Raw genomic sequence first — 16,367 nt, forward strand, 5'->3', positions numbered from 1 at the left:
TGGGCCGGGTCGAGTAGGCGTACGCCGTCGTGATGCCGGACAGCGGGCGGTGCGTCAGCCTCAAGGGCATCGAGGATGCGGACGGCGAAGGTTTCGTTCATCTCGGCGCTTACGCGTTCCGGGGTCCACCAGTCGACTGCCGCTGACTCCTCGCTCGGGTGAGGCGTGCCGTCGACGAGCTGGGCGCGGAAGACCAGGGCGACGACGCCGAGCTTCAGGCCTGTCCAAGCTCATCCTCACCACCGCACCCACCCCGGCGTCGGCCGACGAATCCGGCCCGGCTGCGGTGCCGGCCACGCCGGTCGAGTCGACGCCGACCGCGTCCGTGCCTGAGCCGGTCGCCCTGGTCCCAGTGGAGCCGACCCGTCCGGCCCGGGTCGCCCCGGTGCCGTCGACCGCGTTCGTCGGCCGCAACGGCACCCCGCTCACTCGGGAGGTAACCCGATGATTGACCACCTGCTCTCTGGCCTGTTCCTGGTCGCCGGCCTCGTCCTGTTCTGCTGGGACCAATACTGGCTCTACGTCGCCCGCTACGAACTCGCCGCCCTCCAACGCGCCTCCCTCCGCGACGGGCTGACCGGGCTCGCGAACCGTGCCGGCCTGGCCGACGCCTGGACCCAGCTCGCGCCGCTGCGGCCGTGGGTGGTCGTGGTCGACCTGGACGGCTTCAAGCCGGTCAACGACACCCACGGCCACGCCGCCGGGGACGCCCGTCCCGGTGGAGCTGGTCGACGTGACCTCGGGCGACCCGGTCCGGCGCTCCGTGCCGCTGTTGTTCACCACAACGCGGGGCAACCCGTTCACCGACCGCACCTGGTCCCGAGAGTGGGCCACTTGGCGGGAAGCCGCTGGCTGGCCAAAGGAGCACGGAACCTTCCATGCGCTGCGGCACTTCTTCGCCACGACGCTGATCACCAACCACGCCGAACCGCAGGACGTCCAGCGGCAGCTACGGCACAAGACGCTGCGGATCACGTTGGAGACGTACGTGCACTGGTGGCCGAAGCGGGACCGGCCTCGCGGCATCGTTGGGAACGTCCTGCGGTCGGCGCGATCAGGTCAAGATCAAGCCTGATCTGTACTGACGTTGTACTAGTCGATCAAGCAAAACAAGAAACCGCAGGTGAGGAGTGGAAATGGTGGAGCCCAGGGGACTTGAACCCCTAACCCCTGCCTTGCAAAGGCAGTGCTCTGCCAGTTGAGCTAGGGCCCCGAGGGCGGGCAGCGCCGCCTGGTGCTGGCAGTCGTGAGCCGGACGCTCAGCGCAGGTCGGGCGCGGTGGTCGCCTCGTGCCACAGGGCGCGCTCGTCGTTCGAGGCCTTGACCTTCTTGGCGAGGACGGCGGCCACGCCGACGACGCCGACCAGGATCAGCAGCTTCTTGAACATTGGGGCGACCCCTTGCGCTCGACAGCCGTCGGACGGTGTGCGGTGGGGCTAGCTGGAATCGAACCAGCGACCTCAGAGTTATCAGCTCTGCGCTCTAACCGACTGAGCTATAGCCCCGCGTAGCGACGAGCAAGGGTAACCCATCGCCGCGGCCGGCCCCAAATCGGGGTAACCGTGGCGCGGCCCTCACCCGTGCCAGATCGAACCTACCCGGATATGCGACGCCGGGGCGACCGCTTTACGCGGTGCCCCGGCGTCGGCGCTTGGTTCAGTCCCGCTCGGCGAGCGTCAGCTCGATCCCGCCGACCAGGTCGGCGCAGACGTTGTAGACGAACGCGCCGAGGGTGGCGAGCGCGGTGAACAGCACGACGTTGACCAGGCCGACCAGCGCGGAGCTGAGGATCACGCCCTTGGCGGTGATCCGGAAGCCGTTGGTCCCCTGCCCGCCGGCGTTGACCAGGTCGGTCAGGCTGTCGTTGACGCTCTTGAACACGCCCATTGCGTCCAGCGCCAGGTAGAGCACCGAGGTGGCGACAACCACCACGATGAAGAGCACCACCGACACGGCGAACGCGAACTTCATCACGGACCACGGGTCGATCCGCTTCAGGTTCAGCCGGGCCCGGCGCGGTCCGCGGGACGCGGCCGAACTGACCGAGGTACGCGCGGCGCGTACCGCCTCACCCACCCGCGCGGCGCCGACGGCCGCCGCGCCGCTGATGCCCGGCGGCAGCCCGCCGCCGTTGGCCGGGCGGTTGGGCGTGCCGCGCGGACGGCCGCCGTCCGGGGACGGCTTGGTGGCGGTGCCGGCGCCGGCCATCACCCGCGGCTGGGTGCCGGTGGTGCCGGTCGACGGCCGGGCCGCGGCCGCCGCCATCGGCTGTGTCGTGACGGGCTTCGCGGTGGCTGCCGGGGCGGCCAGGCCGTCGGCCGACGTCGGAGCGTCGACCTTGGTCTGCTCGGCCTTGTCGCTCGCCCCCGAGTCCTCCCCGGGATTTTCCGGCGGCGGAGTCATGCCGGGGGCGCGGGTGAATTTCGGGGCAGGCGCGTCGGCGGGGACGGTGGCCCGGCCCACGGCCGCGCGGCCGGTCGCTGGTGTGCCGCCCTTGGCGGCCTCCTCGTCGACCGGGTTGGCCGAGGTCCCCGTGTTCCCCGACTTCGCCTGTGTCTCCGTCATTCAACTAGTCCTGTTCGTCAGGCTCGTCGGCATTGCGAGCAATCGCCACGATAGTCACGCCGTCCGGGAGGTCCATCAGCTTGACCCCCATTGTGTTCCGGTCACGCGTACGGCGTACAGGCTTCACCGGAGTCCGGATGACACCACCGTTGCTGGTGATGGCGAACAACTCGTCGTCCGGGTCGATCACCACCGCGCCGACCAGACCACCGCGTCGCTCGGTGATCTTCGCAGTCAGCACGCCCTTACCTCCCCGGCCCTGGACCGGGTATTCCTCGATCGGGGTGCGTTTCGCGTATCCCCCGTTCGTCGCGACAAGCACGTCCAAGCCCTCGCGGACGACCTCCATGGCCAGCAGGACGTCGTCCTCGCTGAACCGCATGCCGATCACGCCCGAGGTGGCCCGGCCCATCGGCCGCAGCGCCTCGTCGGACGCGTTGAACCGGATCGCCTGCGCGTTCTTGGAGACCAGCAGCAGGTCGTCCTGCGGCCCGACCAGGGCAGCACCGACCAGCTCGTCCTCATCGCGCAGGTTGATCGCGATGACGCCGCCGGAACGGTTGGAGTCGAACTCCTCGAGCCGCGTCTTCTTCACCAGGCCGTTCTTCGTGGCCAGTACCAGGTAGGGGGCCACCTGGTAGTTCGGAATTTCGATGATCTGCGCGATCTGCTCGTCGGCTTGGAACGCGAGCAGGTTGGCCACGTGCTGGCCCTTGGCCACCCTACTGGCTTCGGGAAGCTCGTACGCCTTGGCCCGGTAGACCCTGCCCTTGTTCGTGAAGAACAGGATCCAGTCGTGGGTGGAGCATACGAAGAAGTGGCTGACAATGTCGTCCTGCCGCAGCGTCGCGCCGCTGACACCCTTGCCGCCACGCCGCTGCGAGCGGTAGAGGTCGACCTTGGTGCGCTTGGCGTACCCGGTGCGGGTGATGGTGACGACGACGTCCTCGCGGGCGATCAGGTCCTCCATGGAGACCTCGCCGTCGAACGGCACGATCTTCGTCCGCCGTTCGTCGCCCCACTTCGCGACGATCTCGCCCAGCTCCTCGGAGACGATCTTCCGCTGCCGCTCCGGCTTGGCGAGGATGTCCTTGAGGTCGGCGATCTCGATCTCGAGCTTGGTGAGGTCGTCGACGATCCGCTGCCGCTCCAGGGCGGCCAGGCGGCGCAGCTGCATGTCCAGGATCGCGGTCGCCTGGATCTCGTCGATCTCCAGCAGCCGGATCAGGCCCTGCCGGGCGTCGTCGACGGTGGGCGAGCGCCGGATCAGGGCGATCACCTCGTCGAGGGCGTCGAGCGCCTTGGCCAGACCGCGCAGGATGTGCGCGCGCTCCTCGGCCTTGCGCAGCCGGAACGCGGTCCGCCGGCGGATCACGTCGATCTGGTGCTCGACGTAGTAGCGGATGAACTGGGCCAGGTTCAGCGTGCGCGGCACCCCGTCGACCAGGGCCAGCATGTTGGCGCCGAAGGTCTCCTGGAGCTGGGTGTGCTTGTAGAGGTTGTTCAGCACCACCTTGGCGACCGCGTCGCGCTTGAGCACGAGCACGATCCGCATGCCGGTACGACCGGAGGACTCATCCCGGATGTCGGCGATGCCGGCGAGCTTGCCCTCCTTGATCAGCTCGGCGATCCGCTCTGCCAGGTTGTCCGGGTTGACCTGGTAGGGCAGCTCGCTGACCACCAGCGCCGGGCGACCCCGCTTGTCCTCCTCGACCTCGACCACGGCGCGCATCCGGATCGAGCCGCGCCCGGTGCGGTACGCGTCCTGGATGGCGGCGTGGCCGACGATCAGGCCGTGGGTCGGGAAGTCGGGGCCCTTGACGATCTCCAGCAGCGCTTCGAGGGTGGTCGCCTCGTCGGCCTCCGGGTGCTCCAGGCACCACTGCACCGCCGCGCCGATCTCGCGCAGGTTGTGCGGCGGGATCTTGGTGGCCATGCCGACCGCGATGCCCTCGGAGCCGTTCACCAGCAGGTTGGGGATCCGCGACGGCAGGATGGTGGGCTCCTTGGCCCGGCCGTCGTAGTTGTCCTGCAGGTCGACGGTGTCCTCGTCGATGTCCCGCAGCATCTCCATCGCCAGCGGGTCGAGCTTGCACTCGGTGTACCGCATGGCGGCGGCCGGGTCGTTGCCCGGGGAGCCGAAGTTGCCGTTGCCGTCGACCAGCGGGTAGCGCAGCGACCAGGGCTGGGCCATCCGGACCAGCGCGTCGTAGATGGCCGAGTCGCCGTGCGGGTGGAACTGACCCATCACGTCGCCGACGACCCGGGAGCACTTCACGTAGCCGCGGTCCGGCCGGTAACCGGAGTCGAACATGGCGTAGAGGATCTTGCGGTGGACCGGCTTGAGCCCGTCCCGGACGTCCGGCAGCGCCCGCCCGACGATGACGCTCATCGCGTAGTCGAGGTAGGAGCGCTGCATCTCGACCTCGAGGCCGACCGGCTCGATCCGGTCGTGCTGCGCGACGACGGCGGCGGGTGTCTCCGGGATCTCCGGCTCGTTCGGGGTGGACTCGGGAGTATCGGTCACTGTTAACCCTTATCAGACTCAGAGTCGTGTTCGTGCTGTGGATAACGGCTGTGGAAACCGGCCAAGTTGTGGATAACCCTGTGGACCACCGAGCCGGTCGGTGGATCTCCGGCCGGCCCGGGTTGGTCCGTCAGATGTCGAGGAACCGCACGTCTTTGGCGTTGCGCTGGATGAACGAGCGGCGGGCCTCGACGTCCTCACCCATCAGCACGCTGAACAGCTCGTCGGCGGTTGCGGCGTCGTCGAGCGTCACCTGACGCAGCGTACGGGTGGCCGGGTTCATCGTGGTCTCCCACAGCTCGGGATAGTTCATCTCGCCGAGACCCTTGAACCGCTGGATGTCGTCCGGCTTGGCGTTGGCCTTCTTCTGCTGGCGCAGCGCGATGAGTCCGTCCCGCTCCCGGTCCGAGTACGCGTACTGGGCGTCGTCGCCCTTCTTGTTCCACTTGATCTTGTAAAGCGGCGGGGCGGCCAGGTAGACGTGGCCCAGCTCGACCAGCGGCCGCATGAAGCGGAACAGCAGGGTGAGCAGCAGCGTCTGGATGTGCTGGCCGTCGACGTCGGCATCGGCCATCAGCACGATCTTGTGGTACCGCAGCTTCTCGATGTCGAAGTCGTCGTGGATGCCGGTGCCCAGCGCGGTGATCAGCGCCTGGACCTCGTTGTTCTTCAGCACCCGGTCGATCCGGGCCTTCTCCACGTTGAGGATCTTGCCGCGGATCGGCAGGATCGCCTGGGTCCGCGGGTCGCGACCCTGCTTGGCCGAGCCACCGGCCGAGTCGCCCTCGACGATGAAGACCTCCGACTCGCGCGGGTCGGTGGACTGGCAGTCGGCCAGCTTGCCCGGCATCGAGCCGGACTCCAGCAGCGACTTGCGCCGGGCCAGCTTCCGCGCCTGCTGCGCGGCGATCCGGGCCCGGGCGGCCTGGGACGCCTTCTGGATGATCGTCTTCGCCTCGGCCGGGTTCCGGTCGAACCAGTCGACCAGCCACTCGTTGCAGACCCGCTGCACGAAGCTCTTCACCGGGGTGTTGCCGAGCTTGGTCTTGGTCTGGCCCTCGAACTGCGGGTTGGCCAGCTTGACCGAGATGATCGCGGCCAGGCCCTCGCGGATGTCCTCGCCGGAAAGCTTCTCGTCGCCCTTGAGCAGCTTCTTGTCCGCGCCGTAGCGGTTGACGACGCTGGTCAGCGCGGCCCGGAAGCCCTCCTCGTGGGTGCCGCCCTCGTGCGTGTTGATCGTGTTCGCGAAGGTGTAGACCGACTCGCCGTACGACTCGTTCCACTGCATGGCGATCTCGACCGACATGCCCTCCTCCTCCGCCCCGAACTCGACCACCGTCTTGTGGATCGGGTTCTTCGAGGCGTTGAGGTGCCGGACGAAGTCGGCGATGCCGCCCTCGTAGAAGAAGGTGACCTCGCGCAGCTTGCCCTCTTCTCCCTCCGGGACCCGCTCGTCGAGCAGATGGATGCGGAGGGCCCGGTTGAGGAAGGCCATCTCCTGGAGGCGCCGGTAGATGGTCTGGAAGTCGAAGTCGACGGTCTCGAAGACGCTCTCATCCGGCCAGAAGGTCACGGCCGAACCCGTGCGGTCGGTGGTCTCGCCCTTCTCCAGCGGCGACGGCTTGGAGTTGTGGTACTGCTGCCGCCACACGAAACCGGACTTGTGGATCTCCACGGCCATCTTCGTGGAGAGGGCGTTCACCACGGAGACGCCGACGCCGTGCAGACCGCCGGAGACCGCGTACGCCTTGCCGTCGAACTTGCCCCCCGCGTGCAGCACGGTCAGCGCGACCTCGACACCCGGCTTCTTGAGCTTCGGGTGGAGGTCGACCGGGAAGCCACGGCCGTTGTCGGTGACCTGGACGCCGCCGTCGGCGAGCAGCACCACGTCGATGGTGTCGCAGTAACCGGCCAGCGCCTCGTCGACCGCGTTGTCCACGACCTCCCACACCAGGTGGTGCAGACCGCGTTCACCGGTGGACCCGATGTACATACCGGGCCGCTTCCGGACCGCCTCCAGCCCTTCCAGGACGGTGATCGACTCGGCGCCGTACTCCTGCTTGTCCTGCGCTGCCACCCTCGGCCACTTTCTCGCGCCGGCCGCGCCAAGGCGCGGAGGCGCGGGTTCGGCGGACAGGACACGACGTCGGCGCACGGACCGGCCCCGGATACTCCAGGTCACGGATCGCGTACGCCGGTCGCCGCGGTTGCCCGCGGATCGCGATCGGCTCGACCCGATCCGGGACAATGATCAAGGGCCCTCGGGGGCCCGTGTCCATCACTCCGGGTCGGGTCTTCGTCTCTCGGTCAATCTTACTGTGCGCACACGACTAAACCGCCACTCGGCACCCCTGCGCGGCGGCTGAGACCTCCGTAGCCGGCCGAACCGTGCTGTCCGCGACTCCCCCTACACGCCAAGCCCTCATCGAGGGCGCGACCGGCCACCGGATCGGTACCGGTGCGTAACCGCCCGGGGGTCGCGGCGGGACCGGCGGTGCCGTAGCTTTGCGGCGCCCGCCGCTGCGGTCTTGATCTTTCCGGCCCCGAACCGGGACGATCGACCCGATCGGTCCGACAACGCGCTTGTAAGAGGTGACGCCAGATGGGGCTGGACAATGTCGCGGTGCACTGGCCGCGGACCGGCCGCTTCTACGACCCGGTCGCGCCGGCCGAGTTCGTCGACTTCGGCGAGATCGTCGACCTGCCACGGATCTCCGCCCCGACCGCGGCGCTCGCCGAGCTCATCGCGAAGACCGGGACGGTGCGGGCGACCGCGTACACCGAACTGGTCGACCTGATCCTCGGCCTGGAAAATGTGCTCTACGCCACTGAGGCCGCCGCCGAGGACGAGGATCCGGTGATCGACCCCGACGGGTGCTCGTGGATCGCCGGCGGGGTGGAGAAGTTCGTCGCCCAGCACCGGCCGTTCGGCGAGACGGTGACCTTCGAGTCGGTGAGCGAGGTGCTCCGCTCGCTGCTCTCCGACGGCCGCCTCGCCGAGCAGCAGCTGCGCTGGCTGGACAGCCGGCTCGACGGGCTGCGCGACGAGGACGGCAACCCGCCGCAGTGGAACTTCACCTGCGCCGAGCTGGGCGTGCTCGCCGCCTTCTACCGGCGCTGCGCCGACCGCGGCTTCGCGGTCTATGCCGACGCCTGACCGGGCTGGTCGCCGGCGACCGGAGCGTCCGTCACGGCCCGGTTGGCCGCGGCGATCACCTGGGTCAGCACGGTGTGCAGGTGCCGCAGGTCCGCCAGCGGCAGGCCGAGCCGGGCCACGATCGCCGGCGGGATCTGCTCGGCGCGCGCCCGCAGCGCCTGACCGCTGGCGGTGAGCGAGACGGCGAGGCTGCGCTCGTCGGCGGCGTCCCGCTCCCGCCGGACGTAGCCGGCGGCTTCCAGCCGCTTCAGCAGCGGCGACAGGGTGCCCGGATCGAGCTGAAGCAACCGGCTCAGCTCCCGGACCGACAGCGGCGCGTACTGCCACAGCGCCAGCATGACCAGGTACTGCGGGTGGGTCAGGCCCATCGGCTCGAGCAGCGGGCGGTAGACCGCGACGACGCCGCGCGCGGCGACGGAGAGCGCGAAGCACACCTGCTGCTCCAGCGCCAGGGGATCCCCCTCGGGCTGGTCGGACACGTGGACCTCCTGTCCGCTTCGTCGTTGCGATGATACCGACGATTGGTGTACCAATTATTTGTACACCAATCCTTTGGGGTGGGAGAGAGGCCGGGGCGGATGAGCGACGAGAAGCGGGCAGCCAAGGCGCCCGGCGAGGGCGGCCGGCTCATGGCCTGGGCCTTCAAGAACCTGGCCGGTCCGCCCGAGGTGCAGGGCGCGGTGCAGGGCGGCTCGAACGAGGCCCGGGATGCCTGGAAGCAGGACCTGGAGCGGCGCAAGCAGTGGAGCCGCGAGCAGCGGGAACTCAAGCGCGCCGAGCGGGAGGCCCGGCGCGCCGGGCGCTGACCGTCAGCCGTACGTGTCGCGCGGGCCCCGGCCGCGGACCCGGCGCGGGCCCCGAGACCACGACGGCGCCGCCGGGCCGTGGATGTGCAGCTTGCTGACCACGTTGTGGCCGACCTCGCGAGCGATCTGCTGGATCAGCGACCCGGCGAGCAGCCGCAGTTGGGTGGCCCAGGCGGTGGAGCGGGCTTCCACGGTCAGCTCGCCGTTCTCCAGCTTCACCGGGCGGCTGTGCTCGGCCACCTCCGCCCCGACCACCCGCTCCCAGGCGCCGAAGACCGTCGCCTCGGCCGCCGGCTGCTGCCAGCCGCGCGCCTTGACCAGGCGGTTCAGCACCGCGCCGAGCGGCTGCGGGTCCCGCGGGTCCGGCCCGGGGCCGGAGTAGCCGCGCAGCCGCCGCTCGCTCCCCCCGCCCTCGCCGCCCACCGCGTTCCGGCGCGGCCTGGCGGCCGTCTGCCGCCGAGCCTTGGCCGCGTCCAGCACCGCCCGGGCCAGCTCCGGCCCCGCCGGGGCGTCACCGCCGGCCGCGCCGTCGCGGTTTCCACCGTCGGTGGCCCCAGGCGCGGGCCTGCCTGCGCCGTCCGCCCCGGCATCCGGGGTACGGCCACCGCGTCCCGGCCCCAGCCGGGCCGGTGGGAGCTGCGGCTCATCCGACACGGCGTACCGTCCCCTCGCCCACCTCGTACCGGGTGCCGAGCAGGGCCGCCGGCACGTCGTCGTCCACCGCGCAGGTCACCAGCAGCTGGCTCGCCCCGCCGACCAGCTCGGCCAACCGCTCCCGGCGGCCGGCGTCCAGCTCGGCGAAGACGTCGTCGAGGACCAGCACCGGCTCGATGCCGTCCGCGCGCAACAGGTCGTACCCGGCCAGCCGCAGGGCCAGCGCGTACGACCAGGACTCGCCGTGGCTGGCGTACCCCTTGGCGGGCATCGGGCCCAGGGTGAGCGCCAGCTCGTCGCGGTGCGGCCCGACCAGCGTGGTGCCGCGTTCGATCTCCGCCGACCGGGACTCGACCAGCGCGGCGGTCAGCGCCTCGGCCAGTGCCGCCCGGTCCACGCTCAGGTCGGGCAGCTCCAGCGACGGCCGGTACGCGATCGCGGCCGCCCCACGGCCCGCCGCCACCGCGTCGTACGCCTTGGTCACGTGCGGCGCGAGCGCGGCGACCAGCTCCAGCCGGCCGGCGAGCAACTCCGCCCCGTGCTGCGCCAGGTGGGTGTCCCACACCGCGAGGGTGGAGAGGTCCCCGCCCCGCGACCCGCCCGTCTTGCGGGCCAGGTACGCCGTCCGGAGCAGGGCGTTGCGCTGCTTGACCACCCGCTCGTAGTCGGCGCGCACCCCGGCGTACCGGGGCTGCCGGAGCACCAGCAGGTCGTCCAGGTAGCGGCGGCGCTCGGCCGGATCACCGCGGACGAGTTCCAGGTCCTCCGGGGCGAAGAGCACCAGCCGCAGCGCGCCGAGCACGTCCCGGGCGCGGCGGGCCGGCGACCGCCCCAACCGGGCCCGGTTGGCCTTACCGGGAACGATCTCCAGCTCGATCAGCAGCTCGCGCCCGCCGTGCACCACCGCGCAGCGGATCACCGCCGAGGTGGCCCCCATCCGGACCAGGGGGGCGTCCGTGGCGACCCGGTGCGAGTCCAGGGTCGCCACGTAGCCCAACGCCTCGAGCAGGTTGGTCTTGCCGACGCCGTTGGCGCCGATCAGGACGTTCGGTCCCGGCTCCAGGTCGACGCCGACCTGCTCGTACGAGCGGAAGTCGACCAGTTCGAGCCGGCGGACGTACACAGGCTGTGGATACCGGTCAGCTCTTGCGCCGGACGACGGCGTGGCCGCCGAACTGCTGGCGCAGCGCGGCGACGGCCTTCATCGCGGGCGAGTCGTCCTGCCGGGAGGCGAACCGGGCGAAGAGCGAGGCGGTGATGACGTTCAGCGGCACGGCGAGGCGGACCGCCTCGTCGACCGTCCACCGGCCCTCGCCGGTGTCCTCGGTGTAGCCGCTCAGCTCGGCCAGCTCCGGGTCCTCGTCCAGCGCGCGGTCGAGCAGGTCGAGCAGCCAGGACCGGACCACGGTGCCCTCGCGCCAGGACTTGAAAACGCCCGGCACGTTGGTCACGATCTCGGACTTGGCGAGCAGCTCGTAGCCCTCGGCGTAGGCGTGCATCAGGCCGTACTCGATGCCGTTGTGCACCATCTTGGCGTAGTGGCCGGCGCCGACCGGTCCGGCGTGCACGAAGCCGAACTCGCCGGCCGGCTTGAGCGCCTCGAAGACCGGCATCAGCCGGTCGACGTGCTCCTGCGCGCCGCCGACCATCAGGCCGTACCCGTTCTTGACGCCCCAGACGCCGCCGGAGACGCCGACGTCGAGGTAGCCGATGCCCTGCTCGTTGAGGCGCTCGGCGCGGGGGCCGTCGTCGCTGAACCGCGAGTTGCCGCCGTCGATGATGATGTCGCCCTCGCCGAGCACACCGGCGATCTCGTCGATGGTGGCGTCGGTGACGCCGGCCGGCACCATCACCCAGACGGCACGCGGCGACTCGAGCTTCTCGGCCAGTTCCGCCAGGCTCGCGACGTCGCTCAGCTCCGCGTTGCGGTCGAAGCCGACCACCTCGTGGCCGGCGGCGCGCAACCGCTCGCGCATGTTGCCGCCCATCCGGCCGAGTCCTACCAGGCCGAGCTGCATCTGCTCCTACCTCCGTGCGTCTGGGTCTGCTGGGGCGCGATCAGCGGGACACGCGGATCGGCATGATGAGGTACCGGTACCCCGGGATGACCTCGCCATCCTCGCCGGCAGGGGAAATCACCGCCGGCTTGAAGGCGTCGACGAACTTCAGCAGCGCGTACTGGGCGCCCAGGTTGGCCAGGCCGTCGATCAGGTACTGCGGATTGAAGCCGATGGTCAGCGCGTCGCCGGTGAAGGTGGCCTCCATCGCCTCGCTGGCCCGGGCCTCCTCGGTGCCACCGGCCTCGACGACCAGACCGTCGGCGCTGAAGCTCAGCAGCACCGGCGTGGTCCGCTCGGCGACCAGGGCGACCCGCTTGACCACCTCGATCAGGGTGCTCACCGGAACCCGCGCCTCGGCGTTGTGGTTGGCCGGGAAGAGCGAGCGCACCGGCGGGTAGTTGGCCCCGTCGAGCAGCCGGCTGGTGGTCCGGCGGGTCCCGCCGGAGAAGCCGATCATGCCCTCGCCCGCGGCGCCCTGCGACAGCGCCATGGTGACCTGACCGCCGAGTGGGCCGAGCGCCTTGGCGGTGTCGTTCAGGGTCCGGGCCGGCACCAGCGCGTTGATGCTCACCTCGGGGTCGTCCGGGTACCACTCCATCTCGCGCAGGGCCAGGCGGTAGCGGTCGGTGGCGAGCATCGCCAGGGTGTTGCCGGAGAGCTCGACGCGGACGCCGGTCATCATCGGCAGCGTCTCGTCGCGGCCGGCGGCGACGGCGACCTGGGAGACGGCGGCGGCGAAGGCGGCGGCGTCGATGGTGCCGGCGCTCGCCGGCATCTCCGGCAGGGCCGGGTAGTCCTCGACCGGCATGGTCGGCAGGGTGAACCGGGCACTGCCGCAGACCAGCTCCAGGTGGGCGCCGACGGCGGCGATGTCGACCGGCTTGGCGGGCAGGGCCTTGGTGATCTCGGCGAGCAGGCGGCCGGAGACGAGGGCGGCGCCGTCGGCGTCACCCTGCACCTCGACGGTGACCTGGCTGGACACCTCGTAGTCGAAGCCGGAGACCTGGAGGTTGCCGTCGGTGACCCGGAGCATCACCCCGGCCAGCACCGGTACGGAAGGTCGGTTGGGCAGGCTCTTGGCGGTCCACGCGACCGCCTCGGCGAGCGCGTCGCGCTCTACTCGGAACTTCATCAATGCCTCCGCGTCGACGTCAGCGACAACTCTCTCATGCCGACCGCTGCCTACCGACCCGCCTGACCGTGCGGGTACCCATCGCACCTTAGGGCGCGTGGGCATCGGCTGTGCGTCCGACCCCGTGGATCCAGGTGCCGGAGCGACCGCCGGCGGCGGCTCCGGGCCGATCCACAGGAAGTCCAACGGTGATGATTGGTTTTTGATTCTTTTAGAAGAGATAACTCATCGTCTTCATCGCACCTGTGCAAACTGTGGAGAACCCGCGTCTACGCAGCTCAGACAGGTTATCCACCGGTGGGTTCGCTGTGGAGAACCCGGGGTGCAACCCGTGTCGCGATCCACAGGCGCCGTCGACCCCCGGGTTGTCCACGGTTGTCCACCGGTTGTCCACCGGTAATCCACGGGTTTTCTCCCCAGGGCTGTGGACGGGCCGGACACCGGAGATCGACGTCATCCCCAGAACCTTCAACAGGCCGCCCACAGGTCGAGCGTCGTCGGTGGACAACTTCACCGCTGTCCCCAGGCGTCCACAGCCTCGTCCCCAGGAGTTGTCCACAGTCTGTGGGTAACCGAGCCTGGACGGAGCGTGGTTTTCCACCGCCTGTGGAACAGGGGATGTGGACAAGCGGGTGATCCTGTGGACGAACATGACCGTGATCCTGGGCCCTCAAGCCGGTTGAGGGTCAACCCGGGCCGCCCACGGATGCGAAGAACGCCCGGCCGAGGCCCGGCCGGGCGTTCCAGGTGCCAGCTCCGGCGGCGCGCCGGCGTGGCGTACGACTCAGGTGTTCTGCTTGATCCGGTTGGTCAGCTCGGCGATCTGGTTGTAGAGCGAGCGCCGCTCGGCCATCTGCTGCCGGATCTTCCGGTCGGCGTGCATGACGGTGGTGTGGTCCCGGCCACCGAAGGCCTGCCCGATCCGGGGCAGTGATAGGTCGGTCAGCTCCCGGCACAGGTACATGGCCACCTGGCGGGCGTTGACCAGCACCCGGGAACGGGAGTGGCCCCGCAGGTCCTCCAGGCTCACCCCGAAGTAGTCGGCCGTGGAGACCATGATCTGGTCGGCGGTGATCTCCGGCCCGGCGCCGTCGGGCATGAAGTCCCGCAGCACCTCCTCGGCCAACGACAGTTCGACGGTCGACCGGGTGAGGCTGGCGAACGCGGTGACCCGGATCAACGCCCCCTCCAGTTCCCGGATCGAGTTCGACACCCGGGAGGCGATGAACTCCAGCACGTCCGGCGGGGCGTACAGCCGCTCCTGGGCCGCCTTCTTCTGCAGGATCGCGATCCGGGTCTCCAGGTCCGGCGGCTGGATGTCGGCGAGCAGCCCCCACTCGAACCGGGTCCGCAGCCGGTCCTCCAGCGTCGCCAGTTGCTTCGGCGAGCGGTCGGAGGAGATCACGATCTGCTTGTTGGCGTTGTGCAGGGTGTTGAAGGTGTGGAAGAACTCCTCCTGCGTCCGCTCCCGGTTCTCCAGGAACTGGATGTCGTCGATCAGCAGGATGTCGACGTCCCGGTAGCGGCGCTGGAACGCACTGGTCTTGTCGTCCCGGAGCGAGTTGATGAAGTCGTTGGTGAACTCCTCGGTCGAGACGTACCGGACCGAGCGGGCGTTGCCCAGCGTGGTGGCGTAGTGCCCGATGGCGTGCAGCAGGTGGGTCTTGCCCAGCCCGGAGCTGCCGTAGATGAACAGCGGGTTGTACGCCTTCGCCGGTGACTCGGCCACCGCGACGCTGGCCGCGTGGGCGAACCGGTTCGAGGAGCCGATGACGAACGTCTCGAACATGTACTTCGGGTTGAGCCGGTTGCCGCCGCTCTCCGCGCCGCCGGGCAACCGGCGGTCGTCCCGGCCGCCGGGCCGGCGGTCCACCCCGCCGCGACCCGGTCCGCTGTCCGTACCGCCGTCCCGGGGCAGGCCGCGCATCGACTGCGGGTCGGCGGCGGCGTTCTCCCGGTACCGGGGCTCGTACCCGCGGCTCTCCGGCGGCTCGACCCGGGCCCGTTCGTCGAAGCCCCGGCGCTCGCGTGCGGGCCGGGGGGCGCGCAGCGGCTCGGCGAAGGCGGTACCGAAGAGGGTGTCCTGGCCGTCCCGGCTGGCCGGAATGAGCTGCGGCCGGCCGCCGTCGGCGGTGCGCTGCCGCGGCGCCGGCTCCTCGGCCGGTGGCTCCGAGCGCTCCTCGGGGTAACCGGGTTCGTCGGTCCGAGACGGGTAGCCGGTGTCGTCGGCTCGGGACGGGTAGCCGGTGTCGTCGGTCCGGGACGGGTAGCCGAGACCGGGGAACGCGGTGGCGTCCGGGGCCGGGCCGGTCTGGTCGAAGTTGGTGAGCAGGTCCTGGGGGCCGTCGAGCTCAGCCGGTCCGGGGCCGCCGCGGTAGCCGGTGCCCGCGGGCCGACCGGCCGCCTCCTCGGCCACCCGTACGGTGACCGCCACCTGGATGGCCCGGCCGAGCAGCCGGCTCAGCGCCTCGGTGATCGCCGGGCGGAGCCGCGACTCGATCACGTCCCGGGTGAACGCGTCCGGGACGGAGAGCAGCGCGGTGTCCTCGACGATCGCCCGCAGGCGGGTGAGGCGCAGGTACGCCCGTTGCTGCGCGGAGATGATCTCGTCGGCGAGTTCGTCGGTCGCCGCCGCCCACACCGCGGCGAGGTCGGTTGTTCCGGTCACCGTCGTGCACCCCCTCGCCTCTGCTCCCGGCCGCCGCTGCTGTCCAGCGACCGTTCCGGGCCCGCCACCGCGTTCGCGCGGGTGGTACGTCACACCCACCCGGACGGCTGACCGGTCGTCATCCACAAGTTATCCACAGCCTGTGTGTACCGACCGATCGGGGCCGCCCACCGGACGCGGGTCGGACCTGCCCCCTTGAGGTACGGGAGGCGCTGAAGCGGGTTCACCGTGCCGAACGATTCACTACCTTGTCCGGTCTTGCCGGCCAGCGACAACCGGACCCCCGACGCTGACCGCAATCGGGCACGCTAACAGCGCGGACCCCGCGTCTTCAACCGCCGAACCGGTGGCACCCTTGTCAACATCAGTGAAAACCGCCCCTTCGGCCGCGCTTCCAGCGCGGCGGAGAGGATGAGTGTGACGTTTGACGGTCATTGCGCCCCTGCGTAGGCTGGAGCGGCTGCTCTCTCGCCCTCTGCTAGGGTGATGGGTGCTTGCTGTCCGCGGTCGCTTCCCCGCATCGCCGAGGTCCCGCGTCGCCGGGCAGCACCGATCGGGGCCACCGTCGAGGTGGCCTGGACCACCACACGACCCCGGGCGATCCCCCGCGTGGGGCGTACGAAAACGGAGAGCCTGACGTGAGCAAGCGCACCTTCCAGCCGAACAACCGCCGGCGCGCGAAGACCCACGGCTTCCGGCTGCGCATGCGCACCCGAGCCGGCCGCGCCATCATCTCGACCCGTCGCGCCAAGGGCCGCACCGTCCTGTCGGCCTGACGCCGACCGGTCCGGGGACGTG

General features: G+C 70.4%; 12 protein-coding genes, 2 tRNA genes and 4 pseudogenes. 5 read left to right on the forward strand and 13 right to left on the reverse strand.

The window, feature by feature from the left end:
* Window positions 1-444: 444 nt before the first annotated feature.
* A pseudogene (locus I8N68_RS19530) lies at window positions 445-651 on the forward strand (GGDEF domain-containing protein); the annotation flags it as partial.
* 58 nt (window positions 652-709) lie between these two features.
* Window positions 710-1,075, forward strand: a pseudogene (locus I8N68_RS19535) (tyrosine-type recombinase/integrase); the annotation flags it as partial.
* A 62-nt stretch (window positions 1,076-1,137) separates the two neighbouring features.
* Here I8N68_RS19535 and I8N68_RS19540 read toward each other — a convergent pair.
* The 6 genes from I8N68_RS19540 to gyrB form a co-directional block, all read right to left on the reverse strand.
* Window positions 1,138-1,213: transfer RNA gene (locus I8N68_RS19540), tRNA-Ala, on the reverse strand.
* A gap of 46 nt (window positions 1,214-1,259) precedes the next feature.
* Window positions 1,260-1,388, reverse strand: a complete 129-nt coding sequence (locus I8N68_RS32970) for a DLW-39 family protein (protein WP_234040182.1) — start codon at window positions 1,386-1,388, stop codon at window positions 1,260-1,262.
* A 43-nt stretch (window positions 1,389-1,431) separates the two neighbouring features.
* Window positions 1,432-1,505, reverse strand: a tRNA-Ile gene (locus I8N68_RS19545).
* A 151-nt stretch (window positions 1,506-1,656) separates the two neighbouring features.
* Complete coding sequence (locus tag I8N68_RS19550) at window positions 1,657-2,565, reverse strand: DUF3566 domain-containing protein (protein ID WP_200212012.1); 909 nt, start codon at window positions 2,563-2,565, stop codon at window positions 1,657-1,659.
* A gap of 4 nt (window positions 2,566-2,569) precedes the next feature.
* On the reverse strand, window positions 2,570-5,092 hold the full coding sequence (gene gyrA, locus I8N68_RS19555; RefSeq protein ID WP_200212014.1) for a DNA gyrase subunit A: 2,523 nt from the start codon (window positions 5,090-5,092) through the stop codon (window positions 2,570-2,572).
* 130 nt (window positions 5,093-5,222) lie between these two features.
* Window positions 5,223-7,169: a DNA topoisomerase (ATP-hydrolyzing) subunit B gene (gene gyrB, locus I8N68_RS19560; protein ID WP_200212016.1), complete on the reverse strand. Its 1,947-nt coding sequence runs from the start codon at window positions 7,167-7,169 to the stop codon at window positions 5,223-5,225.
* A 525-nt stretch (window positions 7,170-7,694) separates the two neighbouring features.
* Here gyrB and I8N68_RS19565 point away from each other — a divergent pair.
* Complete coding sequence (locus tag I8N68_RS19565; RefSeq protein ID WP_200212018.1) at window positions 7,695-8,249, forward strand: hypothetical protein; 555 nt, start codon at window positions 7,695-7,697, stop codon at window positions 8,247-8,249.
* Here the strand turns inward: I8N68_RS19565 and I8N68_RS19570 are convergent.
* Window positions 8,234-8,728, reverse strand: a complete 495-nt coding sequence (locus I8N68_RS19570) for a MarR family winged helix-turn-helix transcriptional regulator (protein WP_200212020.1) — start codon at window positions 8,726-8,728, stop codon at window positions 8,234-8,236. The two genes, I8N68_RS19565 and I8N68_RS19570, sit on opposite strands and share 16 nt — an antisense overlap.
* Window positions 8,729-8,827: 99 nt before the next feature.
* On the opposite strand from I8N68_RS19570, the gene I8N68_RS19575 reads away from it, so the two are divergent.
* Window positions 8,828-9,055 (forward strand): hypothetical protein, encoded by a 228-nt coding sequence (locus I8N68_RS19575; RefSeq protein ID WP_200212022.1) that lies wholly within the window; start codon window positions 8,828-8,830, stop codon window positions 9,053-9,055.
* A 3-nt stretch (window positions 9,056-9,058) separates the two neighbouring features.
* Here the strand turns inward: I8N68_RS19575 and I8N68_RS19580 are convergent, their stop codons facing one another.
* The 6 genes and pseudogenes from I8N68_RS19580 to I8N68_RS34560 form a co-directional block, all read right to left on the reverse strand.
* Window positions 9,059-9,676 (reverse strand): DciA family protein, encoded by a 618-nt coding sequence (locus tag I8N68_RS19580; protein WP_234040199.1) that lies wholly within the window; start codon window positions 9,674-9,676, stop codon window positions 9,059-9,061.
* Window positions 9,677-9,698: 22 nt separating this feature from the next.
* Window positions 9,699-10,832: a DNA replication/repair protein RecF gene (gene recF, locus I8N68_RS19585; protein WP_200212029.1), complete on the reverse strand. Its 1,134-nt coding sequence runs from the start codon at window positions 10,830-10,832 to the stop codon at window positions 9,699-9,701.
* A 16-nt stretch (window positions 10,833-10,848) separates the two neighbouring features.
* Window positions 10,849-11,727 carry a phosphogluconate dehydrogenase (NAD(+)-dependent, decarboxylating) gene (gnd, locus tag I8N68_RS19590; RefSeq protein WP_200212031.1) on the reverse strand — a complete coding sequence of 293 codons (879 nt, stop codon included), beginning with the start codon at window positions 11,725-11,727 and terminating at the stop codon, window positions 10,849-10,851.
* Between the two features lie 40 nt (window positions 11,728-11,767).
* Window positions 11,768-12,901, reverse strand: a complete 1,134-nt coding sequence (dnaN, locus tag I8N68_RS19595) for a DNA polymerase III subunit beta (RefSeq protein ID WP_200212037.1) — start codon at window positions 12,899-12,901, stop codon at window positions 11,768-11,770.
* A gap of 784 nt (window positions 12,902-13,685) precedes the next feature.
* Window positions 13,686-14,825: pseudogene (gene dnaA / locus I8N68_RS34555) on the reverse strand (chromosomal replication initiator protein DnaA); the annotation flags it as partial.
* Window positions 14,826-15,271: 446 nt separating this feature from the next.
* A pseudogene (locus I8N68_RS34560) lies at window positions 15,272-15,569 on the reverse strand (chromosomal replication initiator protein DnaA); the annotation flags it as partial.
* A 638-nt stretch (window positions 15,570-16,207) separates the two neighbouring features.
* Here I8N68_RS34560 and rpmH point away from each other — a divergent pair.
* Entirely contained in the window at window positions 16,208-16,345 is a 138-nt protein-coding gene (rpmH, locus tag I8N68_RS19605) for a 50S ribosomal protein L34 (RefSeq protein WP_200212048.1), read from the forward strand.
* Window positions 16,346-16,367: the final 22 nt, after the last annotated feature.

The sequence above is a fragment of the Micromonospora coerulea genome (assembly GCF_016598485.1).
GTDB lineage: Bacteria > Actinomycetota > Actinomycetes > Mycobacteriales > Micromonosporaceae > Micromonospora > Micromonospora coerulea.